Origin of the sequence: Klebsiella sp. CN_Kp075, assembly GCF_040065055.2 — a bacterium.
Classification (GTDB): Bacteria; Pseudomonadota; Gammaproteobacteria; order Enterobacterales; family Enterobacteriaceae; genus Klebsiella; species Klebsiella aerogenes.
In genome coordinates this window covers 1,146,397-1,162,855 of sequence record NZ_CM198050.1, presented here as the reverse complement: position 1 = coordinate 1,162,855, position 16,459 = coordinate 1,146,397, and the positions used below count along the sequence as shown (strand labels likewise).

General features: G+C 58.5%; 16 protein-coding genes. 7 read left to right on the top strand and 9 right to left on the bottom strand.

Annotation, left to right across the window (positions count from 1 at the left end; translation table 11 throughout):
* Window positions 1–73 precede the first annotated feature (73 nt).
* The 8 genes from alaS to mltB all read right to left on the bottom strand — a co-directional run bounded on the left by alaS (window position 74) and on the right by mltB (window position 9,180).
* Window positions 74–2,701 (bottom strand): alanine--tRNA ligase, encoded by a 2,628-nt coding sequence (gene alaS / locus ABLV78_RS05535; RefSeq protein ID WP_045395419.1) that lies wholly within the window; start codon window positions 2,699–2,701, stop codon window positions 74–76.
* A 251-nt stretch (window positions 2,702–2,952) separates the two neighbouring features.
* Window positions 2,953–3,453 (bottom strand): recombination regulator RecX, encoded by a 501-nt coding sequence (gene recX / locus ABLV78_RS05530; RefSeq protein ID WP_047044138.1) that lies wholly within the window; start codon window positions 3,451–3,453, stop codon window positions 2,953–2,955.
* Window positions 3,454–3,523: 70 nt separating this feature from the next.
* Window positions 3,524–4,582: a recombinase RecA gene (gene recA, locus ABLV78_RS05525; protein ID WP_015370055.1), complete on the bottom strand. Its 1,059-nt coding sequence runs from the start codon at window positions 4,580–4,582 to the stop codon at window positions 3,524–3,526.
* A gap of 89 nt (window positions 4,583–4,671) precedes the next feature.
* Complete coding sequence (gene pncC, locus ABLV78_RS05520) at window positions 4,672–5,169, bottom strand: nicotinamide-nucleotide amidase (RefSeq protein ID WP_020078118.1); 498 nt, start codon at window positions 5,167–5,169, stop codon at window positions 4,672–4,674.
* Window positions 5,170–5,306: 137 nt separating this feature from the next.
* A complete protein-coding gene (locus ABLV78_RS05515) occupies window positions 5,307–6,185 on the bottom strand; it encodes a metal ABC transporter substrate-binding protein (RefSeq protein WP_047044137.1) in 879 nt (292 codons plus the stop codon).
* Between the two features lie 7 nt (window positions 6,186–6,192).
* Entirely contained in the window at window positions 6,193–7,056 is an 864-nt protein-coding gene (locus ABLV78_RS05510) for a metal ABC transporter permease (protein WP_015370052.1), read from the bottom strand.
* Window positions 7,053–7,763 (bottom strand): metal ABC transporter ATP-binding protein, encoded by a 711-nt coding sequence (locus ABLV78_RS05505; protein WP_165430580.1) that lies wholly within the window; start codon window positions 7,761–7,763, stop codon window positions 7,053–7,055. The genes ABLV78_RS05510 and ABLV78_RS05505 overlap by 4 nt, the downstream gene beginning before the upstream one ends.
* Before the next feature lie 337 nt (window positions 7,764–8,100).
* Window positions 8,101–9,180 (bottom strand): lytic murein transglycosylase B, encoded by a 1,080-nt coding sequence (gene mltB / locus ABLV78_RS05500; RefSeq protein ID WP_045395411.1) that lies wholly within the window; start codon window positions 9,178–9,180, stop codon window positions 8,101–8,103.
* 276 nt (window positions 9,181–9,456) lie between these two features.
* Here mltB and srlA point away from each other — a divergent pair, with 276 nt between their 5' ends.
* The 7 genes from srlA to gutQ all read left to right on the top strand — a co-directional run bounded on the left by srlA (window position 9,457) and on the right by gutQ (window position 14,933).
* The gene (srlA, locus tag ABLV78_RS05495; protein ID WP_015370048.1) at window positions 9,457–10,020 is read left to right on the top strand and encodes a PTS glucitol/sorbitol transporter subunit IIC; all 564 of its coding nucleotides are present in this window, start codon (window positions 9,457–9,459) and stop codon (window positions 10,018–10,020) included.
* Window positions 10,017–10,988 carry a PTS glucitol/sorbitol transporter subunit IIB gene (gene srlE, locus ABLV78_RS05490; RefSeq protein ID WP_047044135.1) on the top strand — a complete coding sequence of 324 codons (972 nt, stop codon included), beginning with the start codon at window positions 10,017–10,019 and terminating at the stop codon, window positions 10,986–10,988. The genes srlA and srlE overlap by 4 nt, the downstream gene beginning before the upstream one ends.
* Before the next feature lie 13 nt (window positions 10,989–11,001).
* Complete coding sequence (gene srlB / locus ABLV78_RS05485; RefSeq protein WP_015703247.1) at window positions 11,002–11,364, top strand: PTS glucitol/sorbitol transporter subunit IIA; 363 nt, start codon at window positions 11,002–11,004, stop codon at window positions 11,362–11,364.
* A 12-nt stretch (window positions 11,365–11,376) separates the two neighbouring features.
* Window positions 11,377–12,156: a sorbitol-6-phosphate dehydrogenase gene (srlD, locus tag ABLV78_RS05480; RefSeq protein WP_008806161.1), complete on the top strand. Its 780-nt coding sequence runs from the start codon at window positions 11,377–11,379 to the stop codon at window positions 12,154–12,156.
* Between the two features lie 618 nt (window positions 12,157–12,774).
* On the top strand, window positions 12,775–13,134 hold the full coding sequence (gene gutM / locus ABLV78_RS05475; protein ID WP_047044134.1) for a transcriptional regulator GutM: 360 nt from the start codon (window positions 12,775–12,777) through the stop codon (window positions 13,132–13,134).
* A gap of 67 nt (window positions 13,135–13,201) precedes the next feature.
* Window positions 13,202–13,975 carry a glucitol operon DNA-binding transcriptional repressor SrlR gene (srlR, locus tag ABLV78_RS05470; RefSeq protein ID WP_020078110.1) on the top strand — a complete coding sequence of 258 codons (774 nt, stop codon included), beginning with the start codon at window positions 13,202–13,204 and terminating at the stop codon, window positions 13,973–13,975.
* Window positions 13,968–14,933, top strand: a complete 966-nt coding sequence (gene gutQ, locus ABLV78_RS05465) for an arabinose-5-phosphate isomerase GutQ (RefSeq protein WP_348865292.1) — start codon at window positions 13,968–13,970, stop codon at window positions 14,931–14,933. The genes srlR and gutQ overlap by 8 nt, the downstream gene beginning before the upstream one ends.
* Here the strand turns inward: gutQ and norR are convergent.
* Complete coding sequence (gene norR / locus ABLV78_RS05460) at window positions 14,896–16,446, bottom strand: nitric oxide reductase transcriptional regulator NorR (RefSeq protein ID WP_047044132.1); 1,551 nt, start codon at window positions 16,444–16,446, stop codon at window positions 14,896–14,898. The two genes, gutQ and norR, sit on opposite strands and share 38 nt — an antisense overlap.
* Between the last annotated feature and the right edge of the window lie 13 nt (window positions 16,447–16,459).

Below are 16,459 nucleotides of genomic sequence, written 5' to 3'. Positions count from 1 at the left end.
AAGCTCCTGGGGATTCGCTGCGTCGCCGCCTTCCTGCAACTCGAATTATTTAGGGTAAATGCGTTTATAGTTATTACAGTTTTGCGCTGACCCAGCCTTTCACACTGGCTAACGCAGCAGGGAGAGCAGACGCATCGGTACCGCCGGCTTGCGCCATATCCGGACGACCGCCCCCTTTACCGCCCACCTGCTGGGCGACCATACCAACCAGCTCCCCTGCTTTCACGCGGTCTGTCACATCCTTAGACACACCTGCAATCAGAGAAACCTTACCATCCGCTACCGTAGCTAATACAACGACCGTCGAACCGAGCTGGTTTTTCAGATCATCAACCATGGTACGCAGCATTTTCGGCTCAACGCCGGCCAGCTCGCTGACCAGCAGCTTAACACCGTTAATTTCTTCCGCTTTACTGGAGAGATTAGCGCTCTCCTGCGCCGCAGCCTGCTCTTTCAGCTGCTGCAGCTCTTTTTCCAACTGACGGGTACGCTCAAGCGCCGCGCGAACTTTATCGCCGATGCTGTGGCTATCGCCCTTCAGCAGCTGGGCGATATCGCTGAGCTGATCGCTCTGCGCATGCAGGCTGGCAATCGCCCCTTCGCCGGTCACCGCTTCAATACGGCGCACGCCTGCGGCGGTACCGGATTCAGAGGTAATACGGAACAGGCCGATATCACCGGTACGCGCTGCGTGAGTACCGCCGCACAGCTCGGTGGAGAAATCGCCCATCCGCAGTACGCGAACGCGATCGTCGTATTTCTCGCCGAACAGCGCCATAGCGCCGGATTCACGCGCGGCATCGATATCCATGATATTGGTTTCGATAGCCAGGTTACGGCGGATCTGGGCGTTCACCAGATCTTCCACCGCTCTAATTTCTTCCGGCTTCATCGCTTCAAAATGCGAGAAGTCAAAACGCAGCGCTTTATCGTTAACCAGCGAGCCTTTCTGCGCCACGTGGGTACCGAGAACCTGGCGCAGCGCCGCGTGCATAAGGTGCGTCGCGGAATGGTTGAGACGAATACGCTGACGGCGAGCCTGATCGACATCGGCCTGCACCGCGTCACCCACTTTCAGGGAACCGCTGGCGACTTTACCGATATGACCAATAGCCTGGCCGTACTTCTGCGTATCGCTGACCGTGAAGGAGAAGCCAGCGCCTTTCAGTTCGCCTTTATCGCCTACCTGACCGCCGGATTCCGCATAGAATGGCGTCTGGTCGAGGACTACAACCGCATCCTGACCCGCGCTGACGCTATCAACCGCTTTGCCGTCGATGAACAGCGCAGTAACTTTGCCGTTCAGTTCCAGATGATCGTAGCCTTTAAATTCCGATGCGCCGTCAACGCGAATCATCGCGTTATAGTCAGCGCCGAAACCGCTGGACTCGCGCGCGCGGCGGCGCTGCTCTTCCATCGCGGCTTCAAAGCCTGCTTCGTCAACCTTGATGTTGCGCTCGCGGCAGACGTCCGCCGTCAGATCAACCGGGAAGCCATAGGTGTCATACAGACGGAAGGCGGTTTCGCCGTCCAGCGTGTCGCCTTTAAGCTTCGACAGTTCCTCGTCCAGCAGCGCCAGTCCGCGCTCCAGTGTGCGCGCAAACTGCTCTTCTTCGGTTTTCAGCACCTGCTCTACCAGAGCCTGCTGCTGTTTCAGCTCTTCACCGGCGGCGCCCATCACGTCGATAAGCGGAGCAACCAGTTTCCAGAAGAAGGTGTCCTTCGCGCCCAGCATGTTGCCGTGACGAATCGCGCGGCGAATGATACGACGCAGCACGTAGCCGCGGTTTTCATTCGACGGGATCACGCCATCAGCAATCAGGAATGCGCAGGAACGAATGTGGTCGGCGATAACGCGCAGCGACTTGTTAGTCAGATCGGTCGCGCCGGTGACTTTCGCCACGCTCGCAATCAGATTGCGGAACAGGTCGATGTCATAGTTGGAGTTAACGTGCTGCAGAACAGCGGCAATACGCTCCAGCCCCATACCGGTATCAACGGACGGCTTCGGCAGCGGCTCCATGGTACCGTCAGCCTGACGGTTGAACTGCATGAAGACGATGTTCCAGATCTCAATGTAACGGTCACCATCTTCTTCCGGGCTTCCCGGAGGGCCGCCCCAGATGTGGTCGCCATGGTCAAAGAAGATTTCGGTGCATGGGCCGCACGGACCGGTATCGCCCATCTGCCAGAAGTTATCAGAAGCAAACGGCGCGCCTTTGTTGTCGCCGATGCGGATAATACGCTCGCGCGGAACGCCCACTTCATTGGCCCAGATGTCGAAAGCTTCGTCATCGGTCTCGTAAACGGTAACCCACAGTTTTTCTTTCGGCAGGGCGAACCAGTTCTCACCGGTCAGCAGTTCCCATGCGTATTTGATGGCATCCTGCTTGAAGTAATCGCCGAAGCTGAAGTTGCCCAGCATTTCGAAGAAGGTGTGGTGGCGCGCAGTGTAACCGACGTTTTCCAGATCGTTGTGTTTACCGCCCGCACGCACGCAACGCTGCGCGGTGGTCGCGCGCGAATAATTACGTTTGTCGAGACCAAGGAAGACATCCTTGAACTGGTTCATCCCGGCGTTGGTAAACAGCAGGGTCGGATCGTTGTGCGGCACCAGGGAGCTGCTGGCAACTACCTGATGTCCCTTACTATGGAAAAAGTCGAGAAACGCCTGACGGATCTCAGCGGTGCTCTTGCTCATAATTATCCTGAAATCAAGCTACACTTCATCCTTCAAGTCGCCTCTGACCTGGCGGAACGTCCTCTCCCGGTAGTGAACTCACGTACGCCCCAGAAGCTGTTCTCTCTTGCCGCCGTGATGCAGCTTGAATGATTTTGTGTATAAGGAATAATCGCCCTGGACGCTGATTATGCAATCACAAGCAGCGGCCCGACGGAATAAAGTGGGAATAAGATAAGTTTTCTTTAGAGGGAAGTAAAATCCCCGATGGGTCAATCTGCAAAATTTCGCCAGATTTCCTGGATATCTTCCATCAGATAGCCGCGGTAGAGCAAAAAGCGCTGGATTTTAACTTTTTCAGTAAAGGCGGAAGGTAACGGTTCGCCGTATTTACGCTGCGCCTGCTCTTTGGCCAGCGCCGCCCAGTCGATTTCACACTCGCGCATCACGCTTTCGATGTCGCTGCGGCCAATGCCCTTTTGATTCAACTCCTGGCGGATACGCGCCGGGCCGTAGCCCTTGCGGCTCCGGCTGACGATAAACTGGCGTACAAAACGTTGGTCATCAAGATAGCGGTTTTCCAGGCACCAGCCGACCACCTGCTCGAGCTCTTCCGGCGTGATGTCCAGCTTTTCAGGGCCGTTTTTACTCATTACCGGCGCCGCCAGCTTACGCCGCAGTTCCTGTTCGCTATGATCGCGCATCGCCAGAATACGAATTGCGCGATCCAACAGACGCGCGTAGCCGGAGCGGCGTGGTGAAGTCTCAGTCACAGGCACCTCGATAATCTTAGAAAAGCAAAAGGGCCGCATCAGCAGCCCTTTGTCACTCTTTTAGACGATATCAGAAATCTTGTTCGGTTTCTTCTGCGTCGTTGCCGTCAACCGCGAAGTCCGGCGTGGAATCCTGGTTGTTGAGCAGCAGTTCGCGAACTTTCTTCTCAATTTCTTTCGCCGCCGCCGGGTTATCTTTCAGCCAGGAGATAGCGTTCGCTTTACCCTGGCCGATTTTGTCGCCGTTGTAGCTATACCAGGCGCCCGCTTTTTCAATCAGCTTCTCTTTCACGCCGAGGTCAACCAGCTCGCCGAAGAAGTTGATACCTTCACCGTAGAGGATCTGGAATTCAGCCTGTTTGAACGGCGCGGCGATTTTGTTTTTCACCACTTTCACGCGGGTTTCGCTGCCGACGACGTTGTCGCCCTCTTTCACCGCGCCGATGCGGCGAATGTCCAGACGCACGGAGGCATAGAACTTCAGCGCGTTACCGCCGGTGGTGGTTTCCGGGTTACCGAACATCACGCCGATTTTCATACGGATCTGGTTGATGAAGATCAGCAGCGTGTTGGACTGCTTCAGGTTACCAGCCAGTTTACGCATCGCCTGGCTCATCATACGCGCCGCGAGGCCCATGTGAGAGTCGCCGATTTCGCCTTCGATTTCCGCCTTCGGCGTCAGCGCCGCCACGGAGTCGACGACGATAACGTCTACCGCGCCGGAACGCGCCAGCGCGTCACAGATTTCCAGAGCCTGCTCGCCGGTATCCGGCTGGGAGCACAGCAGGTTGTCGATATCAACGCCCAGCTTGCGGGCATATACCGGATCCAGCGCGTGTTCGGCATCGATGAACGCACAGGTTTTGCCTTCACGCTGCGCTGCGGCGATAACCTGCAGCGTCAGGGTAGTTTTACCCGATGATTCCGGCCCGTAAATCTCAACGATACGGCCCATTGGCAGACCGCCTGCGCCGAGCGCGATATCCAGAGAAAGCGAACCGGTGGAGATGGTTTCCACGTCCATGGAACGGTCTTCACCCAGGCGCATGATGGAGCCTTTACCGAATTGCTTTTCGATCTGGCCCAGTGCTGCCGCCAACGCTTTCTGTTTGTTTTCGTCGATCGCCATTGTTACTCCTGTCATGCGAGGTGAAGCGCGTTCGCTTCGCCGTTAATATTTGTTCAGTTGAAGCAATTATACTGTATGGTCATACAGTATCAAGTGTTTTGTAGAAATTGTTGCCAGAGCAGATTTAACGCATAGGCCGTCGCCTGACGACGCACCGCTTCGCGGTCTCCGGCAAAGCATTCGCGGCGGGTCACGCCCTGCCCGTTCGCACAGGCGACGCCGAACCACACGGTGCCGACGGGCTTCTCCGCGCTGCCGCCGTCCGGGCCGGCGATACCGCTGACCGAGACCGCATAGGTGGCGCGAGCCGCGCGTAGCGCGCCAATCGCCATCTCGACAACCACCGGTTCGCTCACCGCGCCGTTATCCAGTAACGTCACTTCACTCACGCCAATCATCTGCGATTTGGCTTCGTTGCTATAGGTTACGAAACCGCGCTCAAACCACGCTGAGCTACCGGCAATATCGGTCAGCGCTTTGGCTATCCAGCCGCCGGTGCAGGACTCCGCGGTGGTCACCGTCGCGCCCTGCGCTTTCAGCGCCAGCCCAACCTGTTCGCTTAGCTGCATTAATTCTGAATCGGTCATTTTGCCCCGCTTAAGCCAGATAAAGAGGCCATCAAAGATAGCACTTTCGGCAGAGATATGGGGACGAGGTGGTGATTTTACGAGGGGGGATCCAAAAATGGGCCGTCCCGCTGCAACCGGGACGACCAGACAACCAGTTACTTCATACTGTTGGCGATGAGTTCGACGTTATGGCGCAGCATTTTAACGTAGCTATCGGCTACACCCCCCGGCTTAGACAGCGCTTCCGGATAGAGTTCGCCGCCCGGTTGCGCCCCCGTTGCGCCAGCGATTTGCTGCACCAGACGCGGGTCCAGCTGGTTTTCCATAAACCAGGTATGCACGCCATCGGCTTTGATTTGCTTAATCAACGCCGCCACCTGCGCCGCGCTGGCTTCGCTCTCGGATGAGAGCCCCTGCGGCGCGAGGAACGTCACGTGGTAAGCGCGGCCAAAATAGCCGAAAGCGTCATGGCTGGTCAGCACTTTACGCTTCGCCAGCGGAATAGCGCTAAACTGCGCCTTCGCCCAGCCGTCAATTGCCGTCAGCTGCTCGATATAACGCTTACCGCTGCTCTGGAGCGCCGCTTTATCCTGCGGGTCGGCTTTCACCAGGCCATCAAGGATATTCTGCGCGTACAGCGCGCCATTGGCGGCGCTATTCCAGGCGTGGGGATCGGTCACCGTTTTCCCGTCTTCATCGAGGGTATGCGTCTTAACCCCTTTTGACGCCACCACTAATTCGCCCTTAAAACCGGATGCTTTCACCAGCCGATCCAGCCACCCTTCCAGACCAAGCCCGTTGACCACCACCACGTCGGCTTTGCTGAGCAGCGCGCTATCCTTCGGTGAGGGTTCAAAGGTGTGCGGATCGCCATCCGGCCCTACCAGCGTATCGACATGAACATGCTCGCCGCCGATCTGCTGCGCCATATCGCCCAGCACCGAAAAGCTGCTTACCACGTTCAGCGTTTTTGCCATCGCCCCCTGCGCCATCAGCCCCACGGCTAACGCCATCACCACTGCACTTCGTTTCATCATTTCCTTACCCCATTAATTTGCGCCAGCCAACGACCAGCCGGCTGCGCGTGCCAAAAAACACTGAAATAAAAAACAGTACGCTGGCGGTCAGCACGATGGCGGGCCCGGCGGGTAAATTCACTGCCCACGAAAGGCTCAATCCCATCCAGGCGCAAAACGCGCCGATCGCCGCCGCCAGCAACAAAATGCCCGGCAGCGTCCGCGCCCAGCAGCGCGCCGCTACCGCGGGCAACATCATCAGCCCTACCGCCATTAGCGTGCCGAGCACCTGAAACCCCGCCACCAGGTTCAGTACCAAGAGCGCGAGAAACAGGCCGTGCAGCAGCGCCGGTAGCCGCCGAGCGTTGACCTGTAGCCAGGCGCTATCGAACGCCTCGCTGACCAGCCCGCGATAAAACAGCGCAATGCACAGCAGCGTCAGGCTCGCCACGCCGGTGACAAAGAACGCCGCGTCGCTATCCACCGCCAGAATCGAACCAAACAGCAGATGCAGCAGATCGACGCTGGAGCCGCGCAGCGAGACCAGCGTGACGCCAAGGGCCAGCGAGCCGAGGTAAAACCCGGCAAAACTGGCGTCCTCTTTGAGCGGCGTTCGCCGGCTGACCCAGCCTGCCACCAGCGCCACCGCGATCCCGGCGATAAATCCGCCGACGCTCATCGCCAGCAGCGACATACCGTTAAGGAGATAACCCGCCGCCACCCCCGGCAGAATGGCGTGCGACAGCGCATCGCCCATCAGGCTCATCCGCCGCAGCAGCAATAGCACGCCCAGCATGGTGGTGCTCAGCGACAGCGCGAAGCACACCACCAGCGCCCGGCGCATAAAGCCAAATTCAATAAAAGGTTGAAAAAAGGTATGCCAGATCATGCCTGCCTCGCGGTGTTGAAGGCGGGAAGCACGCTTGACGTCTCGCCCCAGCGCGCGTGCTGGGGTTCAAGTAGCAGCGTCTCTGGGAAGAAATCGGCCACGCACTGGTTGTCGTGCAGCACCGCCAGAATCGTTTGCCCCTGGCGATGCATATCGACGATAAGCGCCATCAGCTCGCGGCTGGTGGCCTCATCGATGCCGGTAAACGGCTCGTCCAACATCACCAGCGGCGCCTGTTGCACCATCACCCTGGCAAAGAGCATGCGCTGGAACTGGCCGCCCGAGAGTTCTTCAATCGGCGTATTGGCCATCGCGCTGAGCCCCACCCGCTCCAGCGCCGCCGCGATGCGCCGGCGCTCGCCGCCGCCCAGACCGCGCAGCAGCGAGACCCGCGGCCAGGCCCCCTGGCTGACGACATCGTGCACCAGCAGCGGAAACTGTGATTCCAGGGCATGGCGCTGCGCCAGCCAGCCGACCACGGGCCGCCCTTTGCACCAGTTCAGCCGGCCGCTAACCGGCGGAATAAATCCAGCCAGCGTTTTCAACAGCGTCGATTTACCGCAGCCATTAAGGCCGACTATCGCCGTCAGGCTTCCGGCCGCAATCACGCCGCTCATCGCCGGAGTGATTGCCATGCCTTCATACCCGGCAACCAGATGATCCAGCTCAATCATGGCAGCGCCACCGCCCACCATGTGGCCAGCCATAGCGCCGCCAGCAGTACGCAGGCAATTGCCACGCGCGCCGCGCCGGATGCCATAAAAACCGATGTGAACATATTCCTGCCCCATTAAAATGTTATAACATAACAATATGAGATTCAGAAAAGAATGTAAATCTGCGTCAGCGAGAGGAAATGTAACAAAGGTCAACAACAGGCATGCAGACGGGAAAAACCGGAGGATAAGCGCGGCGTCACGGGGAAGATGTCCCCGGTCGCGCTGCGCTTACCGGGGCTACCAAACGGATACCAGACCGTAGCCCGGATAAGGCGCTACGCGCCGCTATCCGGGGAACTCGAAATATGTCGGCTGGATGAAAGGATCAATACCCGCCGCGGGCCTGCGAAACCGCCAACCCCAGCTGCCAGACAGCCATCGCGTAGTGGGTGCTGTGGTTATATCGGGTGATAGTGTAGAAGTTCGGCAGGCCATACCAGTACTGGTACCCGGTACCGATATCCAGCCGCAGCAGGCTGGCCTGCTGATGGTTGCCCAGCGGCTGCGTTGGGGTTAACCCCGCCGCCGACAGCTGTGAAATGCTGTATTTGGTTTTAAAGCCGTTATCCAGACCCGGCGCCTGGCCCAGCGCCTGCACCGCAACGGTATCGCCGCTCACCCAGCCGTGCTGTTTAAAGTAGTTCGCCACGCTGCCGATGGCATCAACCGGATCCCACAGGTTGATATGTCCATCGCCGTTGAAGTCCACCGCGTATTGCTTATAGGACGACGGCATAAACTGGCCGTAGCCCATCGCGCCGGCAAAGGAGCCTTTCAGATCCAGCGGGTCATCGCTTTCGCTGCGCGCCATCAGCAGGAAGGTTTCCAGCTCAGAGGAGAAGTATTCCGCGCGGCGCGGGTAGTTGAACGACAGCGTCGCCAGCGCATCGAGGATGCGCGTTTTGCCCATCACCCGGCCCCAACGGGTTTCCACGCCGATAATGCCGACGATGATTTCCGGCGGTACGCCGTAGACCTGATACGCGCGGTTCAGCGCGTCCTGATACTGGTTCCAGAACACCACGCCGTTCTGCACGTTATCCGGCGTAATAAACTGTTTCTTATAGCGTAACCAGGCGCCGTTTGGCCCGGTCGGCGGCAGCCCGCTTGGCGCCTGGCGATCCATCAGTCGCAACACGTAGTCCAGGCGCTTGGCCTGCGACAGGATCTCCTGGAGCTGCTGTCTATCGAAGCCGTGCTTCGCCACCATCTTATCGATGAACTGCGCCGCCGCTGGGTTATTGGCGAAATCGCCGCCCATCTGCATCACGTTATGCTGCGGTTCCAGCAAAAAGCCGCCGGTTCCGCTCGCCATCTCCGCTTCCGCGGGGGTCTTAGGTTTGCTGCTGCAGGCAGCGAGAAGTGCACATAAAGGGAGTAAAGCCAGATAGCGACGCTTCAACATGGGAATTCCATTTAACAAAATCGGCAAAGGGTAATTATGGTAAAGCATGCGCCCGCCAACAAGGAAGCGGCAATACATTTGCAGACAAAATAGTTCTTTTTTTGCACGTTCTCCGCATTCGATCCGCACGTTAATTTTTTCACTCATCGCGCATAAACTTTCAAAATAAAATATTTATCTTTCATTTTGCGATCAATTTAACACTTTTAAACCTTTCAAAGTGATTAAAATCAGCCTCCAGTTAGCAAGAAAAATAACACGCTGAAGGAGAGAACAATGATTGAAATCGTTACCCACGGCGCTGAGTGGTTCATCGGCCTGTTTCAGAAAGGCGGCGAGGTGTTTACCGGTATGGTGACCGGGATCCTACCGCTGCTGATAAGCCTGCTGGTGATCATGAACGCGCTGATCAACTTTATCGGCCAGCAGCGGATCGAAAAGCTGGCGCAGCGCTGCGCCGGCAACCCGCTTACCCGTTACCTGCTGCTGCCCTGCATCGGCACCTTTGTCTTCTGCAATCCCATGACCTTAAGCCTTGGCCGCTTTATGCCGGAGAAATACAAACCGAGCTACTACGCGGCGGCCTCCTATAGCTGTCATTCGATGAACGGACTGTTTCCGCACATCAACCCCGGCGAGCTGTTTGTTTATCTCGGCATCGCCAACGGCCTCACCACGCTAGGCCTGCCGCTTGGCCCGCTGGCGGTGAGCTACCTGCTGGTTGGCCTGGTAACCAACTTCTTCCGCGGCTGGGTCACCGACCTGACCACCTCTATTTTCGAGAGAAAAATGGCGATTCAACTTGACCAGAAAGTGCGTCTGTCAGGAGCGACATCATGACCCGTATTCGTATTGAAAAAGGGACCGGCGGTTGGGGCGGCCCGCTTGAGCTCGACGTCGTTGAGGGCAAAAAGATTGTCTATATCACCGCAGGCACCCGCCCGGCGATCGTCGATACGCTCGCCAGCCTGACCGGCTGGCAGGCGGTTGATGGATTTAAAGAGGGTGAACCGGCGGAAAGCGAAATCGGCATCGCCATTATTGACTGCGGCGGTACCCTACGCTGCGGCCTCTATCCGAAGCGCCGTATTCCGACCATCAACATCCACGCCACCGGTAAATCCGGGCCGCTGGCGCAGTACATCGTCGAAGATATTTACGTCTCCGGAGTAAAAGAAGAGAACATCAAACTGCTGGAAGATAGCGGCGAGACGGCAGTGCAACCACTCCCCGCCGCGGGCCGCGATTACGATACCAGCAAGAAGATTACCGAACAGAGCGACGGCCTGCTGGCTAAGGTCGGGATGGGGATGGGTTCAGTGGTCGCGGTGCTGTTCCAGGCCGGGCGCGACACCATTGATACGGTGCTGAAAACCATTCTGCCGTTTATGGCCTTCGTCTCGGCGCTGATCGGCATCATCATGGCCTCCGGCATCGGCGATTGGATTGCCCACGGCCTGGCGCCGCTCGCCAGCCATCCGCTGGGGCTGGTGACGCTGGCGCTGATCTGCTCCTTCCCGCTGTTATCGCCGTTTCTCGGCCCCGGCGCGGTGATAGCCCAGGTGATCGGCGTGCTGATTGGCGTCCAGATTGGCCTTGGCAACATTCCACCGCACCTCGCCCTGCCCGCGCTGTTTGCCATTAATGCCCAGGCCGCCTGCGATTTTATCCCGGTAGGCCTGTCGCTGGCCGAAGCCCGTCAGGATACCGTACGCGTCGGCGTGCCGTCGGTGCTGGTCAGCCGCTTCCTCACCGGCGCGCCAACCGTGCTGATCGCGTGGTTCGTTTCCGGATTTATTTACCAATAAGAGGTTCCTGAAGATGACCGTCATTTACCACACCACTATTACCCGTATCGGCGCCAGCGCGGCGACGGCGCTGGAAGAACAGATGCTCATTACCTTCCGCGAGGGCGCCCCGGCGGATATCGAAGAGTATTGCTTTATTCACAACCACGGCGAGCTGTGCGGCGAGCTGCGCCCGGGCGCAGAGCTACAGCTCGGCGATCGGCATTATCCGGTGACCGCCGTCGGCGAGGTCGCCGAGCAAAACCTGCGCGAGCTGGGCCACATCACCCTGCGCTTTGACGGCCATCGTCAGGCGGAGTTTCCCGGAACCGTTCACGTCGCGGGCCCGGTACCGGACGCCATCGCGACCGGCTGTGTACTGAAATTTGTTGCTTAGAAGGAGAGAAAGATGAATCAGGTTGCTGTTGTCATAGGTGGCGGACAAACCTTAGGAGAGTTTCTGTGCCGCGGTCTGGCCGCCGAGGGCTACCGCGTGGCGGTGGTCGATATCCAAAGTGAAAAAGCCAGCCGCGTCGCCCAGGAGATCAACGCTGAATATGGCGAAGGTACGGCATACGGCTTCGGCGCCGACGCCACCAGCGAAGCCAGCGTCACGGCGCTGGCCCACGGCGTAGATGAGATTTTCACGCGCGTCGATCTCCTGGTCTACAGCGCCGGTATCGCTAAGGCCGCCTTTATTAGCGACTTCGCGCTGGGCGATTTTGACCGCTCGCTGCAGGTCAACCTGGTGGGCTATTTCCTCTGCGCCCGCGAGTTCTCACGGCTGATGATCCGCGATGGCATCAAAGGTCGCATCATTCAGATCAACTCGAAATCCGGCAAAGTCGGCAGTAAGCATAACTCAGGCTATAGCGCGGCGAAGTTCGGCGGCGTCGGGCTGACCCAGTCGCTGGCGCTGGATCTGGCGGAATACGGCATTACCGTGCATTCGCTGATGCTCGGCAATCTGTTGAAATCACCGATGTTCCAGTCGCTGCTGCCGCAGTACGCCACCAAGCTCGGCATTGATGAGAGCGAAGTCGAGCAGTACTACATCGATAAGGTGCCGTTGAAACGCGGCTGCGATTACCAGGATGTGCTGAATGTATTGATGTTTTACGCCAGCCCGCAGGCGTCGTACTGCACCGGGCAGTCGATTAACGTCACCGGCGGCCAGGTGATGTTTTAAAAGGTTCCCGGATGGCGCTGCGCTTATCCGGGCAAAAAAACCATAGATACTGTTATCGGTTTGCAACGGTTTTGATTGGGGAAAAACAGTTGTTTTTTATTATTTCAGAGCAGATTGCGCTCCCGATATTTCTTCTGCGTTATGGCTCTCATGGCGCAGGGAGCGCACAGAGGGCGGCCAGTCGCCGCCGCCCTCTGTACTCCCGGGCTCTGGCCGCCAAAATCGCCACTTCGTGGTGCCTTCGACTTATCCCGGCAGGCTCCGGGTCGGGCCGAGGCAGCGTCCCTGCAAATCACGGCCCTCAGCCCGCATCCATGCGGGCTGCCCCGGCCTTCCGGGAACGTCTCAGCGATTTTGAGGCCACCAACACCGCAGTTTCAGTAGCCATGGTTACAAGATAGAGATCTTAAGCTCACAATGGCACGGACCGTAGGCCGGATAAGGCGCAGCCGCCATCCGGCGCGAAAGTAGCTCTTTACCCGCGGTTATTGCCCAGCGGAGCTACGCTTGCGCGGGCCTACTGACCATATGCCGGCGTAGGTCGGGTCAGGCGTTAGCCGCCACCCGACAAAAAACGGTACCCGGGTTATCCCCGGCATCACACCTTCAGGAGACATTATGGTTACCGCATTAATCACCGTCGCCGCTATCGCCTGGCTGACTCAGCTGGCTTTCGGCGGCTGGCAAATTCGCCGCTTCAATCGCGCCTTTGATCGCCTTTGCCAGCAGGGCCGCGTTGGCGTTGGCCGTTCCTCCGGGCGCTTTAAACCGCGCGCGATTGTCGCTATCGCCGTCGATGAAAACGATCGTATTTGCGATACGCTGTTGATGAAGGGCCTCACCGTCTTCGCCAGCCCGCGAAAAATCCCCACGCTTACCGGTAAACATCTCGAGGAATTGCAGCCTGATGTGATCTTTCCCAATGATCCGCTCTGTCAGAATGCACTATCATTAGCGCTTAATCCGAAACATGCATAATTTCGTTGTGAAAGTTAATATCTTGCGAAATTATCACTTCGAAACTTAAACGCAGGATACAACGCCTATGAAACCACGTCAGCGCCAGGCAGCCATTCTCGAGCACCTGCAATCGCAGGGCAAATGCTCGGTCGAAGAGCTGGCGCAACACTTCGACACCACCGGCACCACTATCCGCAAGGATCTGGTGATTCTGGAGAATGCAGGGACCGTCATCCGCACCTACGGCGGCGTAGTGTTAAATAAAGACGAGGCCGACCCGCCTATCGACCACAAGACGCTGATCAACACTCATAAGAAAGCGCAGATTGCCGAGGCCGCCGTGCGATACATCCACGATGGCGATTCAATTATCCTCGACGCCGGCAGCACCGTGCTGCAGATGGTGCCGTTGCTGAGCCGCTTCAATAACATTACGGTGATGACCAACAGCCTGCATATCGTCAACGCGCTTTCCGAGCTCGATAACGAGCAGACCATCCTGATGCCGGGCGGCACCTTCCGTAAAAAATCGGCCTCTTTTCACGGCCAACTGGCGGAAAATGCCTTCGAACAATTCAGCTTCGACAAGCTGTTTATGGGCACCGACGGCATTGATCTGGTCGCGGGCGTCACCACCTTTAACGAGGTCTATACCGTAAGTAAGGCGATGTGTAACGCCGCCCGCGAAGTGATCCTGATGGCCGACTCATCAAAGTTTGGCCGTAAAAGTCCCAATATTGTCTGCGGCCTTGAGCGCGTGGATAAATTGATTACCGATGCCGATATTGACCCTGAATTCCAGCGGGCGCTGGAAGCAAAAGGTATTGAAGTCATTATTACTGGAGAACATCATGAGTAACTTTTTGTTAGAGGCCGGACGCCAGACCCTGATGCTTGAACTACAGGAGGCGAGCCGCCTGCCGGAGCGCCTGGGCGACGACTTCATCCGCGCGGCGGAAACCATCATCCACTGCGAGGGCAAACTGATTGTCTCCGGTATCGGTAAATCCGGCCACATCGGTAAAAAGCTGGCGGCAACCTTCGCCAGCACCGGCACCCCGGCCTTTTTCGTCCATCCGGCGGAAGCCCTGCACGGCGATCTCGGCATGCTCGATAGCCGCGACGTGATGCTGTTTATCTCCTACTCCGGCAGCGCGAAAGAGCTGGATCTCATCGTGCCGCGGCTGGAAGAGAAATCCATTCCGCTGCTGGCGATGACCGGCAAATCCACCTCGCCGCTGGCGCTGGCGGCGAAAGCGGTGCTGGATATCGCCGTGGAGCGTGAAGCCTGTCCGATGCATCTGGCCCCGACCTCCAGCACCGTCAACACGCTGATGCTGGGCGACGCGCTGGCGATGGCGGTGATGCAGGCGCGCGGTTTCAATGAAGAAGATTTCGCCCGTTCCCACCCGGCGGGCGCCCTCGGCGCGCGTCTGCTGAACAAAGTGCATCACCTGATGCGCCGCGACGAAGAAGTGCCGCGGGTCAATACCGAGGCTAACGTCATGGACGCCATGCTTGAACTAAGCCGAACCGGACTCGGCCTGGTGGCGGTCTGCGATGAAGCCAACCGCGTGCAGGGCGTTTTCACCGACGGCGACCTGCGCCGCTGGCTGGTTGCTGGCGGTACGCTCAACGATGACGTCACTCAGGCGATGACCCGCAACGGCGTGACGCTGCAGGCGGAAAGCCGCGCGGTGGAAGCCAAAGAGCGGTTGATGAAACACAAAATCAGCGCCGCGCCGGTAGTGGATGAAAACGGCCAACTGGTCGGCGCCATCAACCTGCAGAACTTTTACCAGGCAGGGATCCTTTAAGCCCCAGACGTTTCGCCAGCCGATGCAGGTTGGCGACGTCCAGTTCCAGCGCACGGGCGGTCGCCGCCCAGTTGCGCTGGTTCGCCTCCAGCGCGCGGCTAATCGCTTCTCGCTGAAAAGCTTCGGTCGCCTCGCGCAGATTGACGTTTCCCGTCGCTGGCGCCGCTGCCGCCGTCTCAGTCGGCAACATCGGCGCCGCCACCGCAAACTGGAAATGCTGCGGCTCCAGCACCACTTCATCGCCGGCCTGGGTGGCCCGCGCCAGCACCACCGCCCGGTGAATAGCATGCTCCAGTTCGCGCACGTTGCCCGGCCAGGACCACTGCTGCAGCCTGTTTCGCGCCGCCTCAGCCAAAATGACCCGCGCCAGCCCCATCCGCAGGCGACACTGCTCACAGAAATAGCCCGCCAGCAGCACCACATCGTTTTCTCGCTCGCGTAGCGCCGGAACCGATAGCGGGAAGACGCTCAGCCGATGGTACAGATCGGCGCGAAAGCGCCCTTCCACCACCTCCTGGCGCAGATCGCGGTTAGTCGCCGCCAGCACCCGCACATCGACCCGCAGGCTGCGGTCATCGCCGACGCGCTGAATATCGCCATACTGCAGCACGCGCAGCAGTTTCGCCTGCAGCGCCAGCGACAGTTCGCCGATTTCGTCAAGGAACAGGGTGCCGTTATCAGCCATCTCAAATTTACCGCTGCGGTTGCTGATAGCCCCGGTAAACGCCCCTTTCACATGGCCGAACAGCTCGCTCTCCGCCACGCTTTCCGGCAGCGCCGCGCAGTTGAGATAGACCAGCGGATTAGCTGCTCGCGGCGACCCCTGATGCACCGCCTTCGCCACCAGCTCTTTACCGGTGCCGGTTTCGCCGCTAATCAGTACGTTTAAATCCGAGGCGGCGACGATATCGATCTCTTTTTTCAGCTGCAGCATAGGCGCCGACAGGCCGATAATCTCCTGACGCTCAGGCTGCGCGTAATCCACCGGCTGCGCCGGCAACACGTTTTGCGCCTCAAGGCGGGCGATGAGCAGCGCGTTATTCAAGGCGCCAGCCACCAGCGCGGCAATCAACCGCAGCTCTTCATCGCTGAAGCTATCGAAACGGTCGGCATCCATGCCGTCAAGGGTCAGCGCGCCAATCAGCGTCTGCCCGGCGAACAGCGGCAGGCCAACGCAGGCGTGAACCTTCAGGCTCTCATGACCGGGGATCAGCCCGTCGTAGGGGTCGGGCAAGTCGCTATCCGCCGGGAAGCGCACCACATCCCCGGCACGCGCAATCGCCTCAAGCCGCGGGTGTCCTTCCAGGGCAAAGCGACGACCAAGCACATCCTGCGCCAGGCCATCAATCGCCAGCGGCACAAACTGATGCGCCTCGTAGCGCAGCAGCGCCGAGGCATCGCAGCCGAGAATCTGCCGCAGGGTAGTAATCAGGCGCGAAAAACGGTCGGCATGACCGATATCGCTTTGTAAATCAATGGCGATTCTCGCCAACTCGTCGACGGAAAAACTCATTGCCGCTCCATTG